The sequence below is a fragment of the Streptomyces thermocarboxydovorans genome, from assembly GCF_039524635.1.
GTDB classification, from domain to species: Bacteria; Actinomycetota; Actinomycetes; order Streptomycetales; family Streptomycetaceae; genus Streptomyces; species Streptomyces thermocarboxydovorans.
The window spans coordinates 66678-85699 of the sequence record NZ_BAAAGU010000026.1 but is presented as its reverse complement, the minus strand read 5'-3'; the positions used below and the strand labels follow the sequence as shown (position 1 = coordinate 85699).

Below are 19022 nucleotides of genomic sequence, written 5' to 3'. Positions count from 1 at the left end.
TCTGGACGAAGACCGCCGACGAGATCCTCGACAAAGTCGCCGCCTACTGCCGACGAATCTCCGACTCAGGTCACTAGGGCTTTTCGTTTGGATCAGGCCCTAGGTGTCGGCGGGCGCCCTGCGTCCGGCCGTCCGGTCGTCCGGCCGTCCGACGGGGGCGCGGGTCAGACCTCCAGGAGGGTGTCGAAGGCGTGCGGCAGCCGTCGCCAGGCCTCGGGTCCGGCCGCGTACTCACTGTCCGTCAGCAGGCAGGACTCCAGCAGCCTGTGCAGTCCGTCGCGCTCCAGCGCCGGCGAGGTGAAGACCAGGTGCTGGCAGCGGTCCCCGTGCTCCGGGTGCCAGTCCAGCGCGGCGGCGGCCCGGCGCACCGGCGGCACCATGTCCCAGGCGGCGTCCGGCAGCGAGTCCAGCCAGGGCCCCGCGCTCTCCACGCACAGCGCGCCGCCCGCCGCGTCCCAGTGGAACAGCGTGTCGGGCATGTCGGCGAGCCAGAACCGGCCCCGGCTGCGCACCGCGGCGCAGGTCAGCTCATCCAGGGCGGCGTACAGCCGCTCCGGGTGGAAGGGGCGGTGCCGGTGCCAGACCAGGGTGGACACGCCGTGTGCGTCGGCCTCGGCGGGCAGCAGGGCGCAGGCGGGGTGCTGGGCCGCGGCGGCGGCCTCCAGGTCGACCCCGGCGAGCGCGGCGGCGGCCAGCGGCGACCGGATGCCACCCGGCCCGTCGACCGGCACCTGATGGGCCGTCGGGCGCAGCTGGCGCAGCAGCTCCCGGTCCTCGTCGTCGGCCTCCGGGGAGTCGGCGACGGCCAGCACCGGCGGGTACTCCAGCTGGCGGGCGAAGGTGTCGGCGACGGTGCGCCGGTCGGTGGCCGCGGCGGCGAGGCCGCGCTCGGCGAGGTCGTCGCCATTGGCCAGGTACGGCAGCAGCAGCGCAGGGTCCACGGCGGTGATCACACCGGTGACGGTGAAGCCGCCGGAGGCGATCACCTCGGCCATGGCCTTCGGCTCGACGGAGTCCCACAGCTCCACGATCGCGAGCGGGACGCCGCCGGCGCCGGCGAGCCGCCGCAGCTCGGGGACGAGGTCCTCGCGCAGGGCGCAGCAGGCGCAGTCGTCGACCAGCGGTGTCTCGCCGGTGGAGCGCACACCGCCGGCGTCCCGCACGGTCCGCACCACGGTGCCCGCGGGGGCGGACCCCAGGTCGTGATGGAGTGCCACGCTGCCCGGCACATCGGCCAGCAGCCGCGCGACCGCCGCCGTGCGCACCTCGGCGTGCAGCCCGCCCACCACGGCCACCGGGAGAGCCACGGACGGGTCTTCGGGGTGGACTGCGGAGCGGCTCACGCGTCACCCCGCCGTCCGTAGCGGCGCTCGAAGCGCTCCACCCGGCCGGCGGTGTCCAGGACGCGCGCCGTGCCGGTGTGGAAGGGGTGGCTGACATGGGAGATCTCGACGTCCACAACGGGGTAGGTGCGGCCGTCCTCCCAGTCGACGGTCCGGTCGCTCGTCATGGTGGACCGGGTGAGGAAGGCGTACCCGGCGGCCCGGTCGCGGAACACGACGGGCCCGTAGGGCGGATGGATTCCCTTGCGCATAACGGTGCCTCAGCGCTCCTCTCGGAAGTCGACGTGCCGGCGGGCCACGGGGTCGTACTTGCGCAGCGTCAGGCGGCCCGGGTCGTCGCGGCGGTTCTTGCGGGTGACGTAGGTGAAGCCGGTGCCCGCGGTGGAGCGGAGTCTGATGACCGGGCGGAGTTCGTTGCGTGCCATGCTGGTAGCTTACTGAAAACGATTCTCATTTACATCTGAGGGTCGCCCGGACCACGAGAGAGGTACGTCACCATGTCCGCGCACTGCATGCTGACCGGGGCACGAGCCCGGCTTCGGCAACCGGATCTCCCACTCCCACCGGCGCACCGCGCGCCGCTTCGGCCCCAACATCCAGTCCCGGCGCTACTGGCTGCCGAGCGAGCGCCGGTATGTGCGGCTGCGGCTGAGCGCGAAGGGGATCAGGACGGTCGACGCGATCGGCGTCGAGGCGGCGGTCGCCCGGATCCGCGCCCGGGGAGGGAAGGTCTGATGGCGAAGAAGAGCAAGATCGCGAAGAACGAGCAGCGCCGGGAGACCGCCGCCCGCCACGCGGCCCGGCGGGCGGAGCTGAAGGAGATCATCCGGCGTCCGTCCTCGACGGCGGAGGAACGGCTGGCGGCGCAGCGGGAGTTGCGCGGGCAGCCCCGTGACGCGAGCGCCACGCGGGTGCGCAACCGCGACCAGGTGGACGGCCGCCCGCGCGGGTACCTCCGGGCGTTCGGACTGTCCCGGGTGAACCTGCGGCAGCAGGCGTACGCGGGGTATCTGCCGGGGGTGCGGAAGGCCTCCTGGTAGCGGTCGCGGCAGAGGCCGCGGTAGCGGTCGCGCGCCCGTGGGCCGGGGCCGCCCGGCGTGACCCGTGACGGTGTTGTGCGAGGTGTGTCACTGGGGGTGGTGAGGTGACTGGTGAGTACGGTTAGCTGGCTCCGGCCGCTCCGGCGGCCGGTGCGGCCGGAAACGACTAGGGGGCTTGCAGTGACTTCGGTGTCTTCGGTGACCTTCTCGCGCGTCCGCTCGGCGGCCCTGGCCCTGGGCCTGGCGGGGGCGCTCGCTCTCACCGGATGCAGCGACGACGGCGGCGGCTCCGGTGACTCCAAGGCGAGCCCGACCCCGTCCGCGACCGCGCCCAGCGGCAACGGCGCCACGGACACCCCCGAGGGGCCGGCGAGCGACCTGGAGGGCAGCTGGCTCGCCACGACCGGCGGCAAGGCGGTGGCCCTGGTGGTCAACGGTGAGCAGGCCGGCCTCTTCGCCACCGGCGGCACCGTGTGCAGCGGCTCCGCCCGCGAGGACGCCGGGACCACGACGATCCGCCTGAAGTGCACCAACGGCAACAAGGACCGGACGACCGGCACGGTCGACTCGGTGAGCAAGAAGTCCCTGAAGGTCACCTGGGACAGCGGCCTGGGGACGGAGACCTACCAGAAGGCGGAGGGCGGCAAGCTGCCACCGGGTCTGCCGACGGAGGGGCTGGGCTCCGCCGCCCCGTGAGGCCGGGCCCCGGCGCGCCGGGGCTGGGGAAGGCATGCAGTCCGGCCCGGCGAGGTCCTGGCACGGCTGCGGGGTCCCGTGGGCGATGATCGGAGTGCACCTCCACACACCCAGGGGACCCTCATGCGCGCCGTACCGATCGCCGTCACCGCTCTGTCCGCCCTTCTGCTGCTGACCGCCTGCGACGACGAGAGCGGGGGCGGCAAGTCCGGGCAGTCCAAGGGGAAGGCCTGCGCGATCGACAAGGTGAGCATGGAGGCCGGCCCGGCCAGCGTCGCCCCGGCCGCCGGGGACACCGGCGAGGTACCGGTCAGCTTCACCAACCAGAGCAGCGAATGCGCCCTGGAGGGCTTCCCCGAGGTGCGTCTGACCGGCGCCGGCGGCTCCGGGACCCGCGAGGTGCCCCCGGCCGAGGGCGCCAAGGCCCAGAAGCTCACCCTGGCCAAGGGGGGGTCGGCGGCGTTCACCGTCACCTATGTGCGGGGAACGAGCGGTGCCGAGTCGTTCGAGGCCAAAGACCTGCGGGTCGTCTTCCCCAGCGAGGCCGGCGACCCCAGCACCCGCGTCTTCCGGTGGTCGTACGGCCCGGTCGCGGCCGGTGACGGGGAGGGGCTGGAGGTCTCGGTCAGCGCGTATCAGAAGGTCGGGGACTGAGGGGACTGAGCGGACGGGGCCGCACGCCGTCAGGGAAAGTCCGTCGGGGAAGGTCCGTCAGGGAAGGTCCGTCAGAGCAGGTCTGTCACGGAAGGTCCGTCAGGGCAGATGCGGACGGGGTTCGACCTGCGCCGCGTCCGCGGCCCGGGCGCCCTCCTGCCATCCCGCCGCGTCGCTCACCCCGCGCAGCCGGGTGGTCGTGGTCTCCGGGAACAGGCGCTCCAGCCGCTCGGTGACCGCCACCTCGCGGGAGGCGAGGACGGGCAGCAGATCGTCGGTCACCTGGGTCTCGGCGGCCCTGGCCAGGCGCGTCCCCACCCGGTGGGCGTACGCCGCGAGGAAAGACTGCCGGAAGGTCTTGGTCCGCTTCCGGCCGCCGGCCCGCTGGACGGCCTCCGCCCTGGTCATCGCGGTCGTGGCCTGCACCAGCAGTGAGGTGTAGAGCAGCTCGACGGCCTCCAGGTCGGAGGCGAAGCCGACCACGGTGGAGAAGCCGAGGGCCTCGTTCCACACCGCCCGGCAGTGATTGGCGCCGGCGACCGCGTCCAGCAGCACCGCCTTGGCCTGCTCGTACGGCGGCTCCACGCCGATCCGGCAGGCGGTGGGCGTCTGCGCCGCGGGCGCCCGCGCGGCGAGCAGCGCCTCGTCGACGCTGTGCCGGGCCATCAGTTCCTGCGCCTTGGCGCTGAGCGCCTCCGCCTCCTCGGGGAAGCCGGTCGCCTCCGCCTTGGCCAGCAGCGCCCGGATGCGGCCGAGCATGCGCGACTCCGGGTGCCGGTCCCGCCCGCCCTGGGCGTTGGCCGGCTCCTCGAGCGGCTCCAGCGGGGGCAGGCGCAGCAGCAGGCGGTACAGCTCCAGCACGGCGGTGGCGTGCGAGAAGCGGTCGAAGCGCTCCGCCCGTCCCGCCTTCCCGTCCGGGAGTCGGGCCAGCTGGGCGGCCCAGCGCGGGCTCCGGGGGCGGTCGTCGTGCCGCTCCTGTGCGCGGATCAGCGCCACGACGAGGCCTACGTGTACCTCCTCCAGCTCGCGCCGCACGAACCGGACGACATCGGCGGGCTGCCAGCCGCGCCGCCACGCCGTGGCGACGAACTCCCGGCCGCGCCGGTCGAGTTCGGCATCGGCCGCCGGGTCGGCGGCGAGCAGGGACGCGCCGGTGTCGAGGCCCTCGTCGCCGGTGTCGTAGAGGGCGGCGCGGAAGGCGCGGTCGACGGTGCTGGACGTACTCACGGGCCCGATCGTGTCATGCGGCGCGATTCACCCGTAGGTGTCAACGGACGGTTGACAGTGCAGGGGTGTCAACTTACGGTTGACACATGACGACGAACCCGATCATCACGTCATCCGTACGCCTCGACGACCTCATCGCGGCCATCAAGAAGGTCCACGACGAGCCCCTCGAACAGCTCCGGGACGCGGTGACCGCCGGGGAGCACCTCGGCGATGTCGCCGACCATCTGATCGGCCACTTCGTGGACCAGGCCCGGCGCTCCGGCGCCTCCTGGACGGATATCGGCAAGAGCATGGGCGTCACCCGGCAGGCGGCGCAGAAGCGCTTCGTGCCGAAGGAGACCGCGGCGCTCGACCCGAACGAGGGCTTCAACCGCTACACCCCGCGGGCCCGCAACGTGGTGATGGCCGCGCACAACGAGGCCAAGGCCGCACGCAACGCCGAGGGCCTGCCCGAGCACCTGGTCCTCGGCCTGCTCAGCGAGCCGGAGGGCCTCGCCGGCGTGGCCCTCACCAAGCAGGGCGTCACCCTGGAGGCGGTCCGGGAGGCGGCGACCGCGGCGCTGCCGCCGGCCGTGGAGGACGCGCCCGAGCTGGTGCCGTACGGCCCCGCGGCCAAGAAGGTCCTCGAACTCACCTTCCGCGAGGCGCTCCGCCTCGGCCACAACTACATCGGCACCGAACACATCCTGCTCGCGCTGCTGGAGCACGAGAACGGCGAAGGCGTCCTCAGCGGCCTCGGCATCACCAAGGAGCGCACCGAGGAGTGGCTCCTCGAGGTGCTCTCGCAGATCCAGCTCGCGCAGCCCGGAGACGGGAAGAAGGAGTCAGAGGAGAAAGAGGAAGGGGAAGGGGAAGAGGAAGGGACTGAGGGCTGAGCCTTCGGGGCCGGGGCGACCGAGGCGTCCGGGGCGACCGAGGCGACCGAGGCGTCCGGGGCGCCTCCGCAAGGGCGGGCCGATGCGCCCGTCCTTGCTGGTCAGGGGCGTTGTCAGACCCTCCTGTCAGACTTCGTGGCATGGCCGACCGATGGCTGCTCGCCGGGGCCGAGGACGGTGGCGTGGATGTCGCCCCCCTCGGCCCCGACGGGTTGCCCGCCGGTCCGGTGCGGCGGGAGGCGGATCCCGCCGCGGCGGTGCGGAGCCGTCCCGGTGTCGCGCGGTGGGTGTGGCGGTCCACCGCCGAGGTCTGCCCGCGCCTGCTCGCCACGGGGGTGCGAGTGGAGCGGTGCTACGACATCGAGGCCGCCGAGACGCTCCTGCTCGGCCACGAGGGGCGGTACGGGGAGCCCCGTTCGGCCGCGGCCGCCCTGGCCCGGCTGCGCGGCGGCCCCGTACCGCCCGATCCGCCGCAGCGCCCGGCCGAACCGGGCGCGCAGTCACCGCTGTTCGAACCGCGCGGCGTCCATGTCCCGGCGCCCGACCTGATCGCCGTCTACGCCGAGCAGCAGCGCCGCATCGAGGCCACCGCGCACCCGGACCGGATGCGGCTGCTGATCGCTGCCGAGTCGGCCGGGATGCTGGTGGCCGCCGAGATGAACCACGCGGGTCTGCCCTGGCGCGCGGACGTGCACCGCGCGCTCCTGCACGATCTGCTCGGCGAGCGGTACGCGGGCGGCGGCGAACCGCGCCGGCTCGCCGAGCTGGCGGACGAGATCTCCGCCGCGTTCGGCCGCCGGGTCCGGCCCGACCTCCCGGCCGATGTCGTCAAGGCGTTCGCGCAGGCCGGCATCAAGGTCACCTCGACGCGGCGCTGGGAGATCGAGCACATCGACCATCCGGCGGTCAAACCCCTGCTCGAGTACAAGAAGCTGTACCGCATCTGGGTCGCGCACGGCTGGTCCTGGCTGCAGGACTGGGTGCGCGACGGCCGCTTCCGGCCCGAGTTCCTCGCGGGCGGCACGGTCACCGGGCGCTGGGTGACCAACGGCGGGGGCGGCCTGCAGATCCCCAAGGTGATCCGCCGGGCGGTGGTCGCCGACCCCGGCTGGCGGCTGGTGGTCGCCGACGCCGATCAGATGGAGCCCAGGGTGCTGGCGGCGATCTCCCGCGATCCCGGTCTGATGGAGGTCGCCGGACGCGAGAGCGACCTGTACCAGGCGGTCTCCGAGCGGGCCTTCTCCGGCGACCGCGCCCAGGCCAAGCTCGCCGTGCTCGGCGCGATCTACGGCCAGACCTCGGGGGACGGCCTGAAGAACCTCGCCGCGCTCCGCCGCCGCTTCCCCAGGGCGGTCGCCTACGTCGACGACGCCGCCCGGGCCGGCGAGGAGGGCCGGCTCGTACGGACCTGGCTGGGCCGCACCTGCCCGCCCGCCGCCCGCACGGGCGACGACGCGACCGAGGAGGCGGGCATCCCGGTCACCGAGGAGGAGCAGGACTCCGGCTCGGCCCGGCCGTGGGTGCCCGGCTACGCCTCGACCGACGCCCGCGCCCGGGGCCGCTTCGCCCGCAACTTCGTCGTCCAGGGCAGCGCCGCCGACTGGGCGCTGCTGCTGCTCGCCGCGCTGCGCCGGGCCCTCGCGGACATGGCCGCCGAACTGGTGTTCTTCCAGCACGACGAGGTGATCGTGCACTGCCCCGAGGAGGAGGCGCAGGCGGTGGTGACGGCGATCCGGGAGGCGGCCCGGCTCGCGGGCCGCCTGACCTTCGGCGAGACCCCGGTGCGCTTCCCGTTCAGCACGTCCGTGGTGGAGTGCTACGCGGACGCCAGGTGACCGCCCGGACGGGCCTGTACGAGATCCTGCCCTGCATGGTCGACGACGGCGACTACCTCGCGCCCGAGAAGCCCGGAGAAGCCCGAGAAGCCCTCCGCCGCCTGACGGCTCCTCACCGCGGCGGAACCGGGGTTCCGTGGCCTCCACCGGCCCTGTGTTTGCCATCCGTTGGCGAAATCTGATGTGATCACATCATCGGACCCGGCCCGGCGGTGCGCGCGTGCGGACGCGCAGACTCGGGGGAGTGCCGCCGCCGCGGCCCGGTCCGATCCGCGGGGGGACACCCGGTCGGCAGAGGTGAACGACCGGGGCCCTCGTCCACCGTTCAGGGCACCACTGCCGCGGCTCAGCGCACCCACTGCCCCGGCCCGCCGCCGCGCCACTCCACGCGTTCCGGCCGGCGCACCCAGTCCTCGTCGGCCTCCTCGAGCCCGGCGAGCCGCAGGAACTCGACCACGTCGAGCAGCCCGTACGCCATCCCCACGAACTTCGTGTCCACACGGACCCGGCGTCCGCCGTCCGAGGCGGGCGGGTAGACCACGACGAGCTGATCACCGGCCATGCCACCAGAGTGCGACGGGTGGGGCGGGCACGCATGACGAGCCGTGCTCCGGCCGGGCGCAGCCCCGCGTCAGGGTGCGATCAGGCCCACCCGGACGGCGTAGCGGGTGAGTTCGAGGTGGTTCTTCAGGCCGAGTCTGGCCAGCAGTTCGCCGCGGCGGCGTTCGACGGTGCCGGGGTCGGTGCCGAGGCGGTCGGCGATCTCCCGGGAGGTGTGGCCCTCGGAGACGAGCCGGAGGATCTGCTCCTCGCCCTCGGTGAGCGCGCCGCCGCGCGGGGAGTGGCCTTCCCGGACGCCTTCGAGGTAGTTGCGGACGAGGGCGGCCACGGCGCCGGCGTAGAGGAAGGGTTCGCCGCGCATGGTGGCCCGGCAGGCCTCGACCAGGTCCCGGTCGGCGACGGACTTGAGGACGTAGCCGGAGGCGCCGGAGGCCAGGGCCTCGAAGAAGTACTGCTCGTTGTCGTACATCGTCAGGATGAGGATGTGCAGCCCCGGCTGGGTGCGGGAGAGTTCGCGGGCGGCCTGCAGGCCGGTCAGGCGGGGCATGGCGATGTCGAGGATCGCGAGGTCGGGGTGGTGGGTCCGGGCGGCCTCGACCGCCTCGTGGCCGTCGCCCGCCTCGGCCACGACCGTGAGGTCGGGTTCGCTGTCGAGGATGAGGCGCACTCCGCGGCGGACCAGGTGGTGGTCGTCGGCCAGCAGGATGCGGGTGGGCGTCGCCTCGGGCATGGTCACTGACTCCGGTGCGGGGTGGGGACGGCCGTGCCTGCGTCCCGGGCGCGGCGGGCGGGGCGTTGGGCCTCTTGCGTGGTCGGGCCGGCGGCGTCGTTGGTGGCACATCCGGCTTGCGGCAGGCCACGCATAGTGTGAAACGTGGTGATCGGTCCGGGTATATGTGTCGGGCCGCCGGCGGACGGTCTGCTGCCGGAGCGGCGCGGGCCGGTGGTGGTCCCGGCCCGGGCGAGGCGCCGCACCGGAGCCGGGCCCCAGCGCAGCAGAAGGGTGGTGACGACGATCCGCACCACGGCGCCGAGCAGACAGACCCGCCGGACCAAGGACACCGCGTACCGCCTCCCTGACGTCGTCCCCGCTCCCGGCTGCCGGCTTCCCGGGGGTGGACGGCGGACCGGCCGGCGCCCGGGGGGCGGCCGGCGTGCGAGGGGCTCATCCCGTCCAGCGTGGGCGGGACGCCCTTGGGGCGTCCATCAGGGCCGCCACCCATTCCAGGTCTTCAGTACAGGTCTCACCCATCCGCATTTGGGTGCCGTCCCCGATGGTCGCGCGGACCGTGGCGAGAAAGGGTGTAGGAAACGCCCCCTCCCGACCCGACGACCGCTGTGGGACAGCGCCGGCCGAGGCCGCGGGCCGGTCCCGCACCCGGCACCCCGACGGCCCTTCGGCCACGCTCTTCAGCCCGTGCCGCCCGGCGTGCGGCGACGCGGACGTCCACCAGGGAATCCGGGGGTCTGCCATCAGACCCGGGGTCTGCCGACAGGCCCGCGGGTCCGTCGAGGACGGGCCGAGCGCCCATCTGCCGGACCTGGAGAGGAGCCCTGTGCCCATGCACGCAGCGCCACGGCGGCCCGGCCTCGTGGAGGCCGTTTTCGACCCGGTGCCGCTGCGGTGTCGCACCGCGACGGCATGGGCGGGCCGGCGCGCCGCCGGCGGCCCGGCAGAAGCTGCGGACGTCCCGGCAGAAACGGCCGACGGCCCGGCAGAAACGGTCCACCGGACCGCTTTCCGCGGCACGGCGGAGAGGGCGTGGACGCCGTGGACGTGACGACCTGGCTCGCGGTGGCGGTCTTCGTGGCCGTCTACGTCCTGATCGCGACCGAGTGGGTGCACCGGGTCGCCGCCGCGCTGGGCGGTGCCGTGGTGATGCTGCTCATCGGGGCGACCGACCCCGAGCACGCGTTCTTCTCCGAGCACGCCGGCATCGACTGGAACGTCATCTTCCTGCTGCTCGGGATGATGCTGATCGTCGCGGTGCTGCAGCGGACCGGTGTCTTCGAGTTCATCGCCGTCTGGGCGGCGCGCCGGGCCCGCGGCAGACCGTACCGGCTGATGGTGCTGCTGACGGTGGCGACCGGCTTCCTGTCCGCCTGGCTCGACAATGTCACCACGGTGCTGCTGATCGCGCCGGTGACCATCCTGGTCTGCCGGCGGCTCGGGCTGCCCGTGGTGCCGTACCTCATCGCCGAGGTGATGGCCTGCAACATCGGCGGAGCCGCCACCCTGATCGGGGACCCGCCCAACATCATGATCGGTTCCCGGGCGAACCTGTCCTTCAACGACTTCCTCGTCCACATGACGCCGATCGTCGTCGTGCTGATGATCGTGTTCGTCCTGATGAGCCGGGTGATGTTCCGCAAGGCGTTCCGCCACGACCCCGAGCGCGCCGCCTCGATCATGGAGATGAACCCGCGGGACCAGATCAAGGACGGCCGGCTGCTGCTCGTCAGCGGTGTGGTCATCACCGCGGTGATGGTCTGCTTCGTCCTGCACACCTGGCTGCATCTGGAGCCGTCCGTGGTGGCCATCAGCGGCGGCCTGCTGCTGCTCGGCGTCTCCCGGCTCAGGCCCCATGACGTGGCCAAGGACGTGGAGTGGGAGACGCTGGCGTTCTTCGCCGGACTGTTCGTCATGGTCGGCGCGCTGGTGCAGACCGGCGTGATCGGCGAGCTGGGCGAGGCGGCGGCGGAGGCGACCCGCGGCAATCTGGCGGCGACGACGATGGCGCTGGTGTTCGGCTCGGTCGTGCCGTCGGCGGTCATCGACAACATCCCCTTCGTGGCCTCCGTGAGCCCGATCGTCGCCGAGATCGTGGAGGCGTCCGGCGGCGCCGGCGAGGCGGGGGTGCTGTGGTGGGCCTTCGCGCTCGGCGCCGACCTCGCCGGAAACGCCACGATCATCGCCTCCTCGTCCAATGTCGTGGTCATCGGCATCGCCGAACGAGAGGGCCACCACATCTCGTTCTGGCAGTTCAGCCGGTACGGCCTGATCGTCACCGCCGTCACCGTCACCGTGGCCGCCCTGTATCTGTGGCTGCGCTACTTCGCGCTGGCGTGATCGTGATGTCCCCACCCTGCGAGGAGAGCCGATGGTCCGCACCACCGACCGCGACGCCCGCCCGCCGTCCCGCGCCGTGAGGAGGGCGGCGTCATGCCCGCGTCCGACGACGAGCGGCTCAGCGACATCGAGGCACGCCTGCAGCGTGAGGACCCCCGGTTCGCCCGCGCGCTCGGGGCAGGCAGGCCCCGCAGCCCCCGCGAGTACCCTCGACTGCGGGCCTGGCTGCTGTTCGTCCTGGCCCTGGTTGTACTGGGCGGTGGCATCGCCCTGGCCCACGGGCTGCTCATCGCCGCCGGGCTGGTCCTGGCGGGCCTCGCCGGGGAGATGTTCGGCCCCGGCCGGGACCCGCGCCGTGACGGCGGGCGCCGCCGCCCCCGGTTCTGAGCCGGGGGTCGTCCCTCTGCGGCCTCAGTCGGCGAGCGTCCTCCCGCGACCTGAGCCGGGGGGCGTCCTCCCCCGCTTTGTGACGGCAGGTGTCCTCCCGCGTCCCGTGACGGCAGGCGGCCTCCTGCTCCCGAGGACCGAGCGATGACCCTGTCCGAGCTGTATCTGACGCTGCTGATCGGCGGCACGGTGCTGCTGGCCAGCATCGCCGCCGCACGCACCGCCCATCGCGTCGGCCTGCCCAGCCTGCTGCTGTTCCTCGCGGTGGGCGTCATCGCCGGCGAGGACGGGATCGGGCTGAAGTTCGACAACGCCCAGCTCGCCCAGGCGCTGGGCACCGCCGCCCTGGGGATCATCCTGGTCGAGGGTGGTCTGACCACCCAGTGGAGCAGCGTCCGGCGGGTGCTGGCCCCGGCCGCGGTGCTCGCCACCGTGGGCGTGGCGCTCTCCGTCGTGGTGACGGCGGTCGGCGCGCACTATCTGCTCGGCATGCACTGGCAGCTGGCCCTGCTGCTCGGCGCGATCGTCTCCTCCACCGACGCCGCCGCCGTCTTCGCCGTGCTGCGCTCACTGCCGCTGCCCAAGAAGCTGACCAGCCTGGTGGAGGCCGAGTCCGGCTTCAACGACGCGCCCACCATCATCCTCGTCCTGGTCTTCTCGACCACGGCCACGGCCGCCGACCTGCCGGGGCCCCTTCCCCTGATCGGCAATCTGCTCTATCAGCTCGCCGTGGGCGGCACGCTCGGTGTGCTGGTCGGGCGGCTGGGCTCAGCCGCGCTGCGCCATATCGCGCTGCCCGCCACCGGGCTGTATCCGCTGGCCACCGTGGGCTTCGGCGTGATCGCCTTCGCCGCCGCCGGGGCGGTCAACGCCAGCGGGATCATCGCCGCCTATCTGTCCGGCGTGGTCCTCGGCAACAGCGACCTGCCCCACCGGGCGGCCACCCGCTCGTTCGCCGAGGGGGTCGGCTGGCTGGCCCAGATCGGCTTGTTCGTCATGCTGGGGCTGCTCGTCGACCCCAGCGAGCTGCCCTCCGCGATCATCCCGGCGCTGGTCGCCGGCCTGGTCCTGCTGCTGGCCGCGCGTCCCGTCTCGGTGGTGCTCTGCCTGCTGCCGTTCCCCGTCCGCTGGCGCGAGCAGGCGTTCATCTCCTGGGCGGGCCTGCGCGGCGCGGTCCCCATCGTGCTGACCACGTTCCCGATCGTCGAAGACGTCACCGGCGCCCGGGACGTACTGAACATCGTCTTCGTGCTGGTGGTGCTGTTCACCCTGATCCAGGGGCCCACGCTGCCCGCGGTCGCCAAGCGCCTGGGCCTGGCGCGCACCGGCGCGCTGCGCGAGATCCAGGTCGAGACCGCACCGCTCGACGTGCTGGACGCCGACCTGCTCACCGTCTCCATCCCGAAGGGCTCCAAGCTGCACGGCGTCGCCGTCTTCGAGCTGCGGCTGCCGCCGCCGACCGTGGTCACCCTGATCGTCCGCGACGGCACCACCCTGGTTCCCGATCGCAACACCGTGCTGCGCGCCGGCGACGAGCTGCTGCTGATCACCACCCCGCAGAACCGGGAGGCCACGGAACGCCGGCTCCGGGCGATCGGCCGGCGCGGCAAGCTGGCCCGGTGGCTCGGCGAGGGGGGCGCCCCGGAGGAGGAACCCACGGAGTCCTCGGTGTCCTCGGAGTCCTCGGAGCCCCCGGAGCCCCCGGAGCTTTCGAAGCCGGCGTCCTCGACGCAGACCGAATGACACCGGCGTTACATTCGGTAAATTGTGCGATCTTCAACGCCGCCCTCACCTGTTTGCAGCAGTATGTGCGCTATGCGTGATTTTTCGTACGCTAAGCTTCTTTACCGAGCCTTGACGCTCCGCTGAGCGCTGGCTCGCTCACTCTTTGAAGTTGGAGAAGTTGCTTCCGGACGTTCCCGGAACCGGCGCGATGCGATGGGGGGCGTGACATGGATCGAGTCAGGGCTGTGCGCATCGACAACACGGCTCGTGACAGCGTGCCCGATCCCTGCCCGTCCGCTCCCCGAGTCTGAACCCCGGTCCACCCGCTCTCCGGGCCTGCCCCGGCCTGGGCGCATCCCCGCCCGGCCGGGCCATGACGGCCCGGTCCACGGGTAGGCGCGCCGAGCCCGGCGCGGCCCGGCCGCCGGACCGGCCCACCCCGTAACCGACGACTCCTGCTCCGCCGCGCACCCGCGCGCCGAGCACGACCCGGCCGTGCCCCGCCCGGCCCGATCCGGCCCCTGTGCGGACCGTGACCGCCACCCGCCGACATAGCCCGCACGCCACCGCAAGCCGACCAGGCGCAGACGCCGCCGCCGAACCCACCGGAGGAGACGCCCGTGCACAACACCACCGCCATGCTCATCGAACTAGGCGCCATCATCCTCGGACTGGGGCTGCTGGGACGTCTCGCCGGACGAGTGGGCTTCTCCCCCATCCCCCTCTACCTGCTCGCCGGACTCGCCTTCGGGCATGGCGGCATCCTCCCCCTCGACGCCAGTGAGGAGTTCACCACCACCGGCGCCGAGATCGGTGTCATCCTCCTGCTGCTCCTGCTCGGCCTGGAGTACAGCGCCTCCGAACTCGTCACCACACTCAAGACGCAGTACCCCTCGGGCGCGGTCGACTTCGTCCTCAACGCCGCCCCCGGCGCCATCGCCGCGCTGCTGCTCGGCTGGGGTCCGGTGGCCGCCGCCGCGCTGGCCGGAGTCACCTGGATCTCCTCCTCGGGCGTGATCGCCAAGGTCCTCGGCGACCTCGGCCGGCTCGGCAACCGTGAGACACCGGTGGTGCTCGGCATCCTGGTCCTCGAGGACCTCGCCATGGCCGTCTACCTGCCGATCCTCACCGCCCTGCTCGCCGGGGTGAGCCTCGCGGGCGGCAGCCTGACCCTGCTGATCTCCCTCGGCACCGTCGGCGCAGTCCTCTACGCCGCCCTGCGCCACGGCCGTCTGATCAGCCGCGCGGTCTCCTCCGACAGCCGCGAGATGCTGCTGCTGGTCGTGCTCGGCCTGACCATCCTGATCGCCGGCATAGCCCAGGAACTCCAGGTCTCCGCCGCCGTCGGCGCCTTCCTGGTGGGCATCGCCCTGTCCGGCGAGGTCGCCGAGGGCGCCGCCAGCCTGCTCACCCCGCTGCGGGATCTGTTCGCCGCCGTCTTCTTCGTCTTCTTCGGCCTGTCCACCGACCCCGCCGCGATCCCGCCGGTCATCGTGCCCGCGCTGCTGCTGGCCCTCGCCACCGCCTGCACCAAGATCGCCACCGGCTGGTACGCGGCACGCCGCGCCGGCATCCAAGGGGCGGGCCGCTGGCGCGCCGGCGGCACCCTGGTCGCCCGCGGCGAGTTCTCCATCGTCATCGCCGGCCTCGCCGTCGGCGTCGAGCCCCGCATCGGCCCGCTGGCCACCGCCTACGTCCTGATCCTCGTCGTCATCGGCCCCCTCACCGCCCGCTACGTCGCGCCCCTGGCCGACCGCTTCATCCGCTCGTCCGTGACGAAGGCCGTCACCCCGGAGCCGGAGCAGACCAAGCCGCACGCCAGCGTCTGACGCCCGGTCCGTCGGCCCGACTGCCTCTCGAGCGCACCGCGCCTCGTTGCGGGTGGGCGGACGCTGCTCGGAGCTGCCGGCCGGCCTCAGCTCTTCGACCGCCTGGCACCTCGCAGCCGCAGCGCCAGTCCGCCCAGGGCCAGTGCCCCCGCGGCGCCGACGGCCCACACGGTGGCGGCGTTCAGCAGCGAGATGCAGCTCAGGGCGAGCATCCATGAGGGCCGCAGGAGACCCGGCTCCTTCTGCCTGCGCCACACCCAGATCGCGATGGCCGCGCACACGAGTGCGGTCGGGAGCCAGAACAGGCGGTCGGGAGCCAGAACAGAAGGGCCCCGGTGTACGAAAATTCCACGGCGACTCCCCCGGCCCGCTATCGCCCCCATTGCCCCCTGCGCGGCGCGTCATGCCCCGAGCAACACAAAACCCCAGGTCACAACCGTGCGACCTGGGGTCTCTCTGAGCCGCCTTCGGGATTCGAACCCGAGACCTACGCATTACGAGTGCGTTGCTCTGGCCAACTGAGCTAAGGCGGCGCGCCGTGCGCACCATGGTGCGATCAGCAACGCCGGTAAGTCTACACAGTTTCCAGGGGTGCTTCGTACCGGCCCTGAGGGCGGGGTCCCGCCCCGCCCGCAGAGACGGCACGGCCGCTATGAGCAGCGCTTTCCGTCGGCCGGCGGGGTGCCGCGGAGCAGGTAGGCGTTGATCGCCGCGTCGATGCAGCGGCTGCCCCGGCCGTACGCGGTGTGACCGTCGCCGTCGTAGGTGAGCAGGCGGGCCGAGGAGAGCTGGCCGGAGAGGGACCGGGCCCAGCGGTAGGGGGTCGCCGGGTCGCGGGTGGTGCCGACGACCACGACCGGTGCCGCGCCCTTCGCCTCGATGCGCTGCGCCTCACCCGTGGCCTCCACCGGCCAGTAGGTGCAGTTCAGGGCCGCCCAGGCCAGGCCCTCGCCGAAGACGGGGGACGCCTTCTCGAACTCGGGCAGCGCCTTGCGGACCTCCTCGGGCGAGGCGAAGGCGGGCGGCAGGTCGAGGCAGTTCACGGCCGCGTTGGCGAACATCAGGTTGGAGTAGCTGCCGTCGGCCTCGCGCTCGTAGTAGCTGTCGGAGAGCAGCAGCAGTCCCGAGCCGTCCCGGTGCTTCATCGCGGAGGTGAGCGCCTCGCGCAGCTGCTCCCAGGCGCCCTCGTCGTACATCGCCGCGATCACCCCGGTGGTGGCCAGGGACTCGGTGAGTTCGCGGCCGTCGGCGTCACCGGCGGGGATGGGGCGGGCGTCGAGTTCGTCGAAGAAGGACCTGAGGTTCTTGCCGACGGTTTCCACGGGCGTGCCCTTGGCGCCGAGCGGGCAGTCGCTGCGCCGCGCGCAGTCCTCGGCGAAGGCGGTGAACGCCGTGTCGAAGCCCTCCGTCTGCTCCAGGTTCAGCCGCCGCGCGGGCAGCGACGGGTCCAGCGCCCCGTCCAGCACCAGCCGCCCCGCCCGGTCCGGGTACAGCCCGGCGTAGGTGGCGCCCAGGAAGGTGCCGTACGAGGCGCCCACGAAGTTCAGCTTCTGGTCGCCCAGCGCCGCCCGCACGATGTCCATGTCGCGCGCCGCCTCGACCGTGGACACATGGCGCAGCAGACGCGGCGCGTCCGCTCCGCAGCCCTCGGCGAACTTCCGGAACGCCTCGACCAGCGCCTCCTCCTCCCGCCGGTCGTCCGGGGTGAGATCGGTCTGCGTGTAGGCGTCCATCGCGGGCCCGTCGAGGCACTCGACGGGTTCGCTGCGCGCCACGCCCCGCGGGTCGACCGCCACGATGTCGTAGCGGGCGCGCACCTCGGCGGGGTAGCCGACCCCGGCGTACTGCTGCAGATAGGCGACCGCCGAGCCGCCCGGCCCGCCGGGGTTGACCAGCAGCGAGCCCAGCCGCTTCCCCGGCCCGGTGGCCTGCCTGCGGGACACGGCGAGGCGGACGTCCCCGGCCGACGGGTCGGCGTAGTCCAGCGGGGCCTTGAGGGTGGTGCACTGGAAGCCGGGGACGCCGCAGTCGCGCCAGCGGGGCTTCTGCACGTAGTACGGCTTCAGGGCCGCCGGTGTGGAGCGGGGCAGCGGGGCCAGCGCCGCCGCCTCTGCCTCCCGGCCGGCCGAGCTGGCGGTGCTCGTCGAGCTTCCGGCCGAGCAGCCGGCCAGCAGCAGCGCGGCGGCGGCGAGCAGCGTGGCCGCGGTACGGGTCCTGCTAAGGGTGCGCCTTGGGTACATCCTGCGAGCGTAACTCTGTGCAACGGCTCGAGTGCCGTGCGTACGGCGCGTGCCTCGTACGAGTTACGGCGATACCCCCGCGCGGTGTTGCGTAAGCGGGCGCGGACGGCGGGAGAACAGCGGGAGGAACGGGAGCGAACGGCGGCGTTCAGCCGGCTCTCAGGGCCATGGTCATCGCCTCCACCGCGAGCAGCGGGGCCACGTTGCGGTCGAGGGCGTCACGGCAGGCGGTGATCGCCTCGATGCGGCGGAGCGTGGATTCCGGTGTGCTGGAGCGGGCCAGCCGCTCCAGGGCGTCCTGCATGTCCGCGTTGGCGATGGCGACGCGGGAGCCGAGCTGGAGGGCGAGGACGTCGCGGTAGAAGCCGGTCAGGTCGGTGAGGGCGACGTCGAGGCTGTCGCGCTGGGTGCGCGTGCGGCGCCGCTTCTGCATGTCCTCGAGCTCCTTGACCACGCCGGCCGTGCCGCGCGGCAGCCTGCCGCCCTGGGCGGCTCCGAGTGCGGCCTTCAGCTCGTCGGTCTCCTTGGTGTCCATCTCCTCGGCGAGCTGCTTGGCGTCCTCGGCGGCGGCGTCGACGAGCTCCTGCGCGGCTCTGAGCGCGCCGCCGATGTCGTCGACCCGCAGCGGCAGCTTCAGCACGGCGGCGCGGCGTTCGCGGGCGGCCGGGTCGGTGGCCAGCCGGCGGGCCCGGTCGACGTGCCCCTGGGTGGCGCGGGCCACGGCGGCGGCGACGTCGGGCTCGATGCCCTCGCGCCGCACCAGCATGTCGGCGACGGCGTCGACGGACGGCGTGCTCAGGTTGAGGTGGCGGCAGCGGGAGCGGATGGTCGGCAGCACGTCCTCGATGGACGGGGCGCACAGCAGCCACACCGTGCGCGGGGCGGGCTCCTCGACGGCTTTGAGGACGGCGTTGGCGGACTTCTCGTTCAGCCGCTCGGCGTCCTCGACCAGGATGATCTGCCAGCGTCCGTTGGCGGGGGCGGTGAACGACTTGCGCACCGTGTCCCGCATGTCCTTGACCAGGATCTCGTTGCCGACGGCGGCGACGGTGGTGACATCGGCGTGGGTGCCGATCAGGGCGGTGTGGCAGCCGTCGCAGAAGCCGCAGCCGGGGGATCCGCCGAGGGCACGGTCCGGGCTGACGCACTGCAGCGCGGCGGCGAAGGCCCGCGCCGCCTGGTTGCGTCCCGCGCCGGGCGGGCCGGTGAACAGCCAGGCGTGCGTCATCTTCGACGCCTCGGGCAGGGGTTCGTCGGCCGCCGCGGCGGTGACGATCGCGTCGGCGTCCCGGGCGGCGGCGTCGAGCTGCGCGCTCACCCGCTCCTGCCCGACGAGGTCGTCCCACACGGTCATGGATCCCGCTGCCTCTCACTCACATCCGGTCTGCGCCTCACATCCGGTCTGCGCTGTCCATTGTGGGGGCGCGCACTGACAGCGGTGACCGCGGGTGGGCACTGCGATGGCTGTGGACGGGCACTGCGACGACCGCGGCTGGGCATCGCGATGACGGCGGCGGGCCACAGCGGCAGGCGAACC

Annotated in this window: 18 protein-coding genes, 1 tRNA gene and 1 pseudogene; 10 read left to right on the top strand and 10 right to left on the bottom strand. The window is 73.1% G+C overall.

Features of this window, described 5'->3' with window-relative positions:
* Nucleotides 1-164 precede the first annotated feature (164 nt).
* Genes ABD198_RS14305 through rpmG form a run of 3 tightly spaced genes read right to left on the bottom strand, consistent with a single transcriptional unit; the run spans nt 165 to nt 1768 of the window.
* Nucleotides 165-1343, bottom strand: coding sequence for a CobW family GTP-binding protein (locus ABD198_RS14305; RefSeq protein ID WP_344001052.1), 1179 nt, complete (start codon nt 1341-1343; stop codon nt 165-167).
* Nucleotides 1340-1594: a type B 50S ribosomal protein L31 gene (locus tag ABD198_RS14300; protein WP_344001050.1), complete on the bottom strand. Its 255-nt coding sequence runs from the start codon at nt 1592-1594 to the stop codon at nt 1340-1342. Before ABD198_RS14300 ends, ABD198_RS14305 begins: the two co-directional genes overlap by 4 nt.
* A gap of 9 nt (nt 1595-1603) precedes the next feature.
* Nucleotides 1604-1768 carry a 50S ribosomal protein L33 gene (rpmG, locus tag ABD198_RS14295; protein ID WP_344001048.1) on the bottom strand — a complete coding sequence of 55 codons (165 nt, stop codon included), beginning with the start codon at nt 1766-1768 and terminating at the stop codon, nt 1604-1606.
* 72 nt (nt 1769-1840) lie between these two features.
* On the opposite strand from rpmG, the pseudogene rpmB reads away from it, so the two are divergent.
* The 4 genes and pseudogenes from rpmB (at nt 1841) to ABD198_RS14275 (ending at nt 3733) form a co-directional block, all read left to right on the top strand.
* A pseudogene (rpmB, locus tag ABD198_RS14290) lies at nt 1841-2078 on the top strand (50S ribosomal protein L28).
* Nucleotides 2078-2383, top strand: coding sequence for a 30S ribosomal protein S14 (rpsN, locus tag ABD198_RS14285; protein WP_344001046.1), 306 nt, complete (start codon nt 2078-2080; stop codon nt 2381-2383). Before rpmB ends, rpsN begins: the two are co-directional and overlap by 1 nt.
* 198 nt (nt 2384-2581) lie before the next feature.
* On the top strand, nt 2582-3079 hold the full coding sequence (locus tag ABD198_RS14280) for a hypothetical protein (protein WP_344001043.1): 498 nt from the start codon (nt 2582-2584) through the stop codon (nt 3077-3079).
* 123 nt (nt 3080-3202) lie between these two features.
* Entirely contained in the window at nt 3203-3733 is a 531-nt protein-coding gene (locus ABD198_RS14275) for a DUF4232 domain-containing protein (protein WP_344001041.1), read from the top strand.
* Between the two features lie 99 nt (nt 3734-3832).
* Here the strand turns inward: ABD198_RS14275 and ABD198_RS14270 are convergent, their stop codons facing one another.
* A complete protein-coding gene (locus tag ABD198_RS14270) occupies nt 3833-4960 on the bottom strand; it encodes a DUF2786 domain-containing protein (protein WP_344001039.1) in 1128 nt (375 codons plus the stop codon).
* 86 nt (nt 4961-5046) lie between these two features.
* On the opposite strand from ABD198_RS14270, the gene ABD198_RS14265 reads away from it, so the two are divergent.
* The gene (locus ABD198_RS14265; RefSeq protein ID WP_344001037.1) at nt 5047-5838 is read left to right on the top strand and encodes a Clp protease N-terminal domain-containing protein; all 792 of its coding nucleotides are present in this window, start codon (nt 5047-5049) and stop codon (nt 5836-5838) included.
* Between the two features lie 140 nt (nt 5839-5978).
* Nucleotides 5979-7673 carry a bifunctional 3'-5' exonuclease/DNA polymerase gene (locus ABD198_RS14260; RefSeq protein ID WP_344001035.1) on the top strand — a complete coding sequence of 565 codons (1695 nt, stop codon included), beginning with the start codon at nt 5979-5981 and terminating at the stop codon, nt 7671-7673.
* 346 nt (nt 7674-8019) lie between these two features.
* Here the strand turns inward: ABD198_RS14260 and ABD198_RS14255 are convergent, their stop codons facing one another.
* Together ABD198_RS14255 and ABD198_RS14250 are read right to left on the bottom strand one after the other, a co-directional pair.
* On the bottom strand, nt 8020-8235 hold the full coding sequence (locus ABD198_RS14255) for a hypothetical protein (protein WP_344001033.1): 216 nt from the start codon (nt 8233-8235) through the stop codon (nt 8020-8022).
* Nucleotides 8236-8304: 69 nt separating this feature from the next.
* A complete protein-coding gene (locus tag ABD198_RS14250) occupies nt 8305-8964 on the bottom strand; it encodes a response regulator transcription factor (protein WP_344001031.1) in 660 nt (219 codons plus the stop codon).
* Nucleotides 8965-10005: 1041 nt separating this feature from the next.
* On the opposite strand from ABD198_RS14250, the gene ABD198_RS14245 reads away from it, so the two are divergent.
* The 4 genes from ABD198_RS14245 (at nt 10006) to ABD198_RS14230 (ending at nt 15245) form a co-directional block, all read left to right on the top strand.
* Nucleotides 10006-11304: an ArsB/NhaD family transporter gene (locus ABD198_RS14245; RefSeq protein ID WP_344001063.1), complete on the top strand. Its 1299-nt coding sequence runs from the start codon at nt 10006-10008 to the stop codon at nt 11302-11304.
* A gap of 93 nt (nt 11305-11397) precedes the next feature.
* Nucleotides 11398-11691: a DUF3040 domain-containing protein gene (locus ABD198_RS14240; RefSeq protein WP_344001029.1), complete on the top strand. Its 294-nt coding sequence runs from the start codon at nt 11398-11400 to the stop codon at nt 11689-11691.
* Between the two features lie 144 nt (nt 11692-11835).
* Nucleotides 11836-13434: a potassium/proton antiporter gene (locus tag ABD198_RS14235; protein WP_344001028.1), complete on the top strand. Its 1599-nt coding sequence runs from the start codon at nt 11836-11838 to the stop codon at nt 13432-13434.
* A 602-nt stretch (nt 13435-14036) separates the two neighbouring features.
* Complete coding sequence (locus ABD198_RS14230; RefSeq protein WP_344001025.1) at nt 14037-15245, top strand: cation:proton antiporter; 1209 nt, start codon at nt 14037-14039, stop codon at nt 15243-15245.
* An 86-nt stretch (nt 15246-15331) separates the two neighbouring features.
* Here ABD198_RS14230 and ABD198_RS14225 read toward each other — a convergent pair whose 3' ends face one another.
* From ABD198_RS14225 to ABD198_RS14210, 4 genes are all read right to left on the bottom strand, one after another.
* Nucleotides 15332-15526 carry a hypothetical protein gene (locus ABD198_RS14225; protein ID WP_344001023.1) on the bottom strand — a complete coding sequence of 65 codons (195 nt, stop codon included), beginning with the start codon at nt 15524-15526 and terminating at the stop codon, nt 15332-15334.
* Between the two features lie 178 nt (nt 15527-15704).
* Nucleotides 15705-15778, bottom strand: a tRNA-Thr gene (locus tag ABD198_RS14220).
* Between the two features lie 117 nt (nt 15779-15895).
* Nucleotides 15896-17485 carry an alpha/beta hydrolase gene (locus ABD198_RS14215; protein WP_344001021.1) on the bottom strand — a complete coding sequence of 530 codons (1590 nt, stop codon included), beginning with the start codon at nt 17483-17485 and terminating at the stop codon, nt 15896-15898.
* A gap of 148 nt (nt 17486-17633) precedes the next feature.
* Nucleotides 17634-18839: a DNA polymerase III subunit delta' gene (locus tag ABD198_RS14210; RefSeq protein ID WP_344001018.1), complete on the bottom strand. Its 1206-nt coding sequence runs from the start codon at nt 18837-18839 to the stop codon at nt 17634-17636.
* Nucleotides 18840-19022 lie beyond the last annotated feature (183 nt).

What these genes read in the sequence shown, in the direction of transcription:
- ABD198_RS14300 (WP_344001050.1), bottom strand. Translation starts at nt 1,594, where the DNA reads ATGCGCAAGGGAATCCATCCGCCCTACGGGCCCGTCGTGTTCCGCGAC.
- rpmG (WP_344001048.1), bottom strand. Translation starts at nt 1,768, where the DNA reads ATGGCACGCAACGAACTCCGCCCGGTCATCAGACTCCGCTCCACCGCG.
- rpsN (WP_344001046.1), top strand. Translation starts at nt 2,078, where the DNA reads ATGGCGAAGAAGAGCAAGATCGCGAAGAACGAGCAGCGCCGGGAGACC.
- ABD198_RS14275 (WP_344001041.1), top strand. Translation starts at nt 3,203, where the DNA reads ATGCGCGCCGTACCGATCGCCGTCACCGCTCTGTCCGCCCTTCTGCTG.
- ABD198_RS14265 (WP_344001037.1), top strand. Translation starts at nt 5,047, where the DNA reads ATGACGACGAACCCGATCATCACGTCATCCGTACGCCTCGACGACCTC.
- ABD198_RS14260 (WP_344001035.1), top strand. Translation starts at nt 5,979, where the DNA reads ATGGCCGACCGATGGCTGCTCGCCGGGGCCGAGGACGGTGGCGTGGAT.
- ABD198_RS14255 (WP_344001033.1), bottom strand. Translation starts at nt 8,235, where the DNA reads ATGGCCGGTGATCAGCTCGTCGTGGTCTACCCGCCCGCCTCGGACGGC.
- ABD198_RS14250 (WP_344001031.1), bottom strand. Translation starts at nt 8,964, where the DNA reads ATGCCCGAGGCGACGCCCACCCGCATCCTGCTGGCCGACGACCACCAC.
- ABD198_RS14240 (WP_344001029.1), top strand. Translation starts at nt 11,398, where the DNA reads ATGCCCGCGTCCGACGACGAGCGGCTCAGCGACATCGAGGCACGCCTG.
- ABD198_RS14235 (WP_344001028.1), top strand. Translation starts at nt 11,836, where the DNA reads ATGACCCTGTCCGAGCTGTATCTGACGCTGCTGATCGGCGGCACGGTG.
- ABD198_RS14215 (WP_344001021.1), bottom strand. Translation starts at nt 17,485, where the DNA reads ATGTACCCAAGGCGCACCCTTAGCAGGACCCGTACCGCGGCCACGCTG.
- ABD198_RS14210 (WP_344001018.1), bottom strand. Translation starts at nt 18,839, where the DNA reads ATGACCGTGTGGGACGACCTCGTCGGGCAGGAGCGGGTGAGCGCGCAG.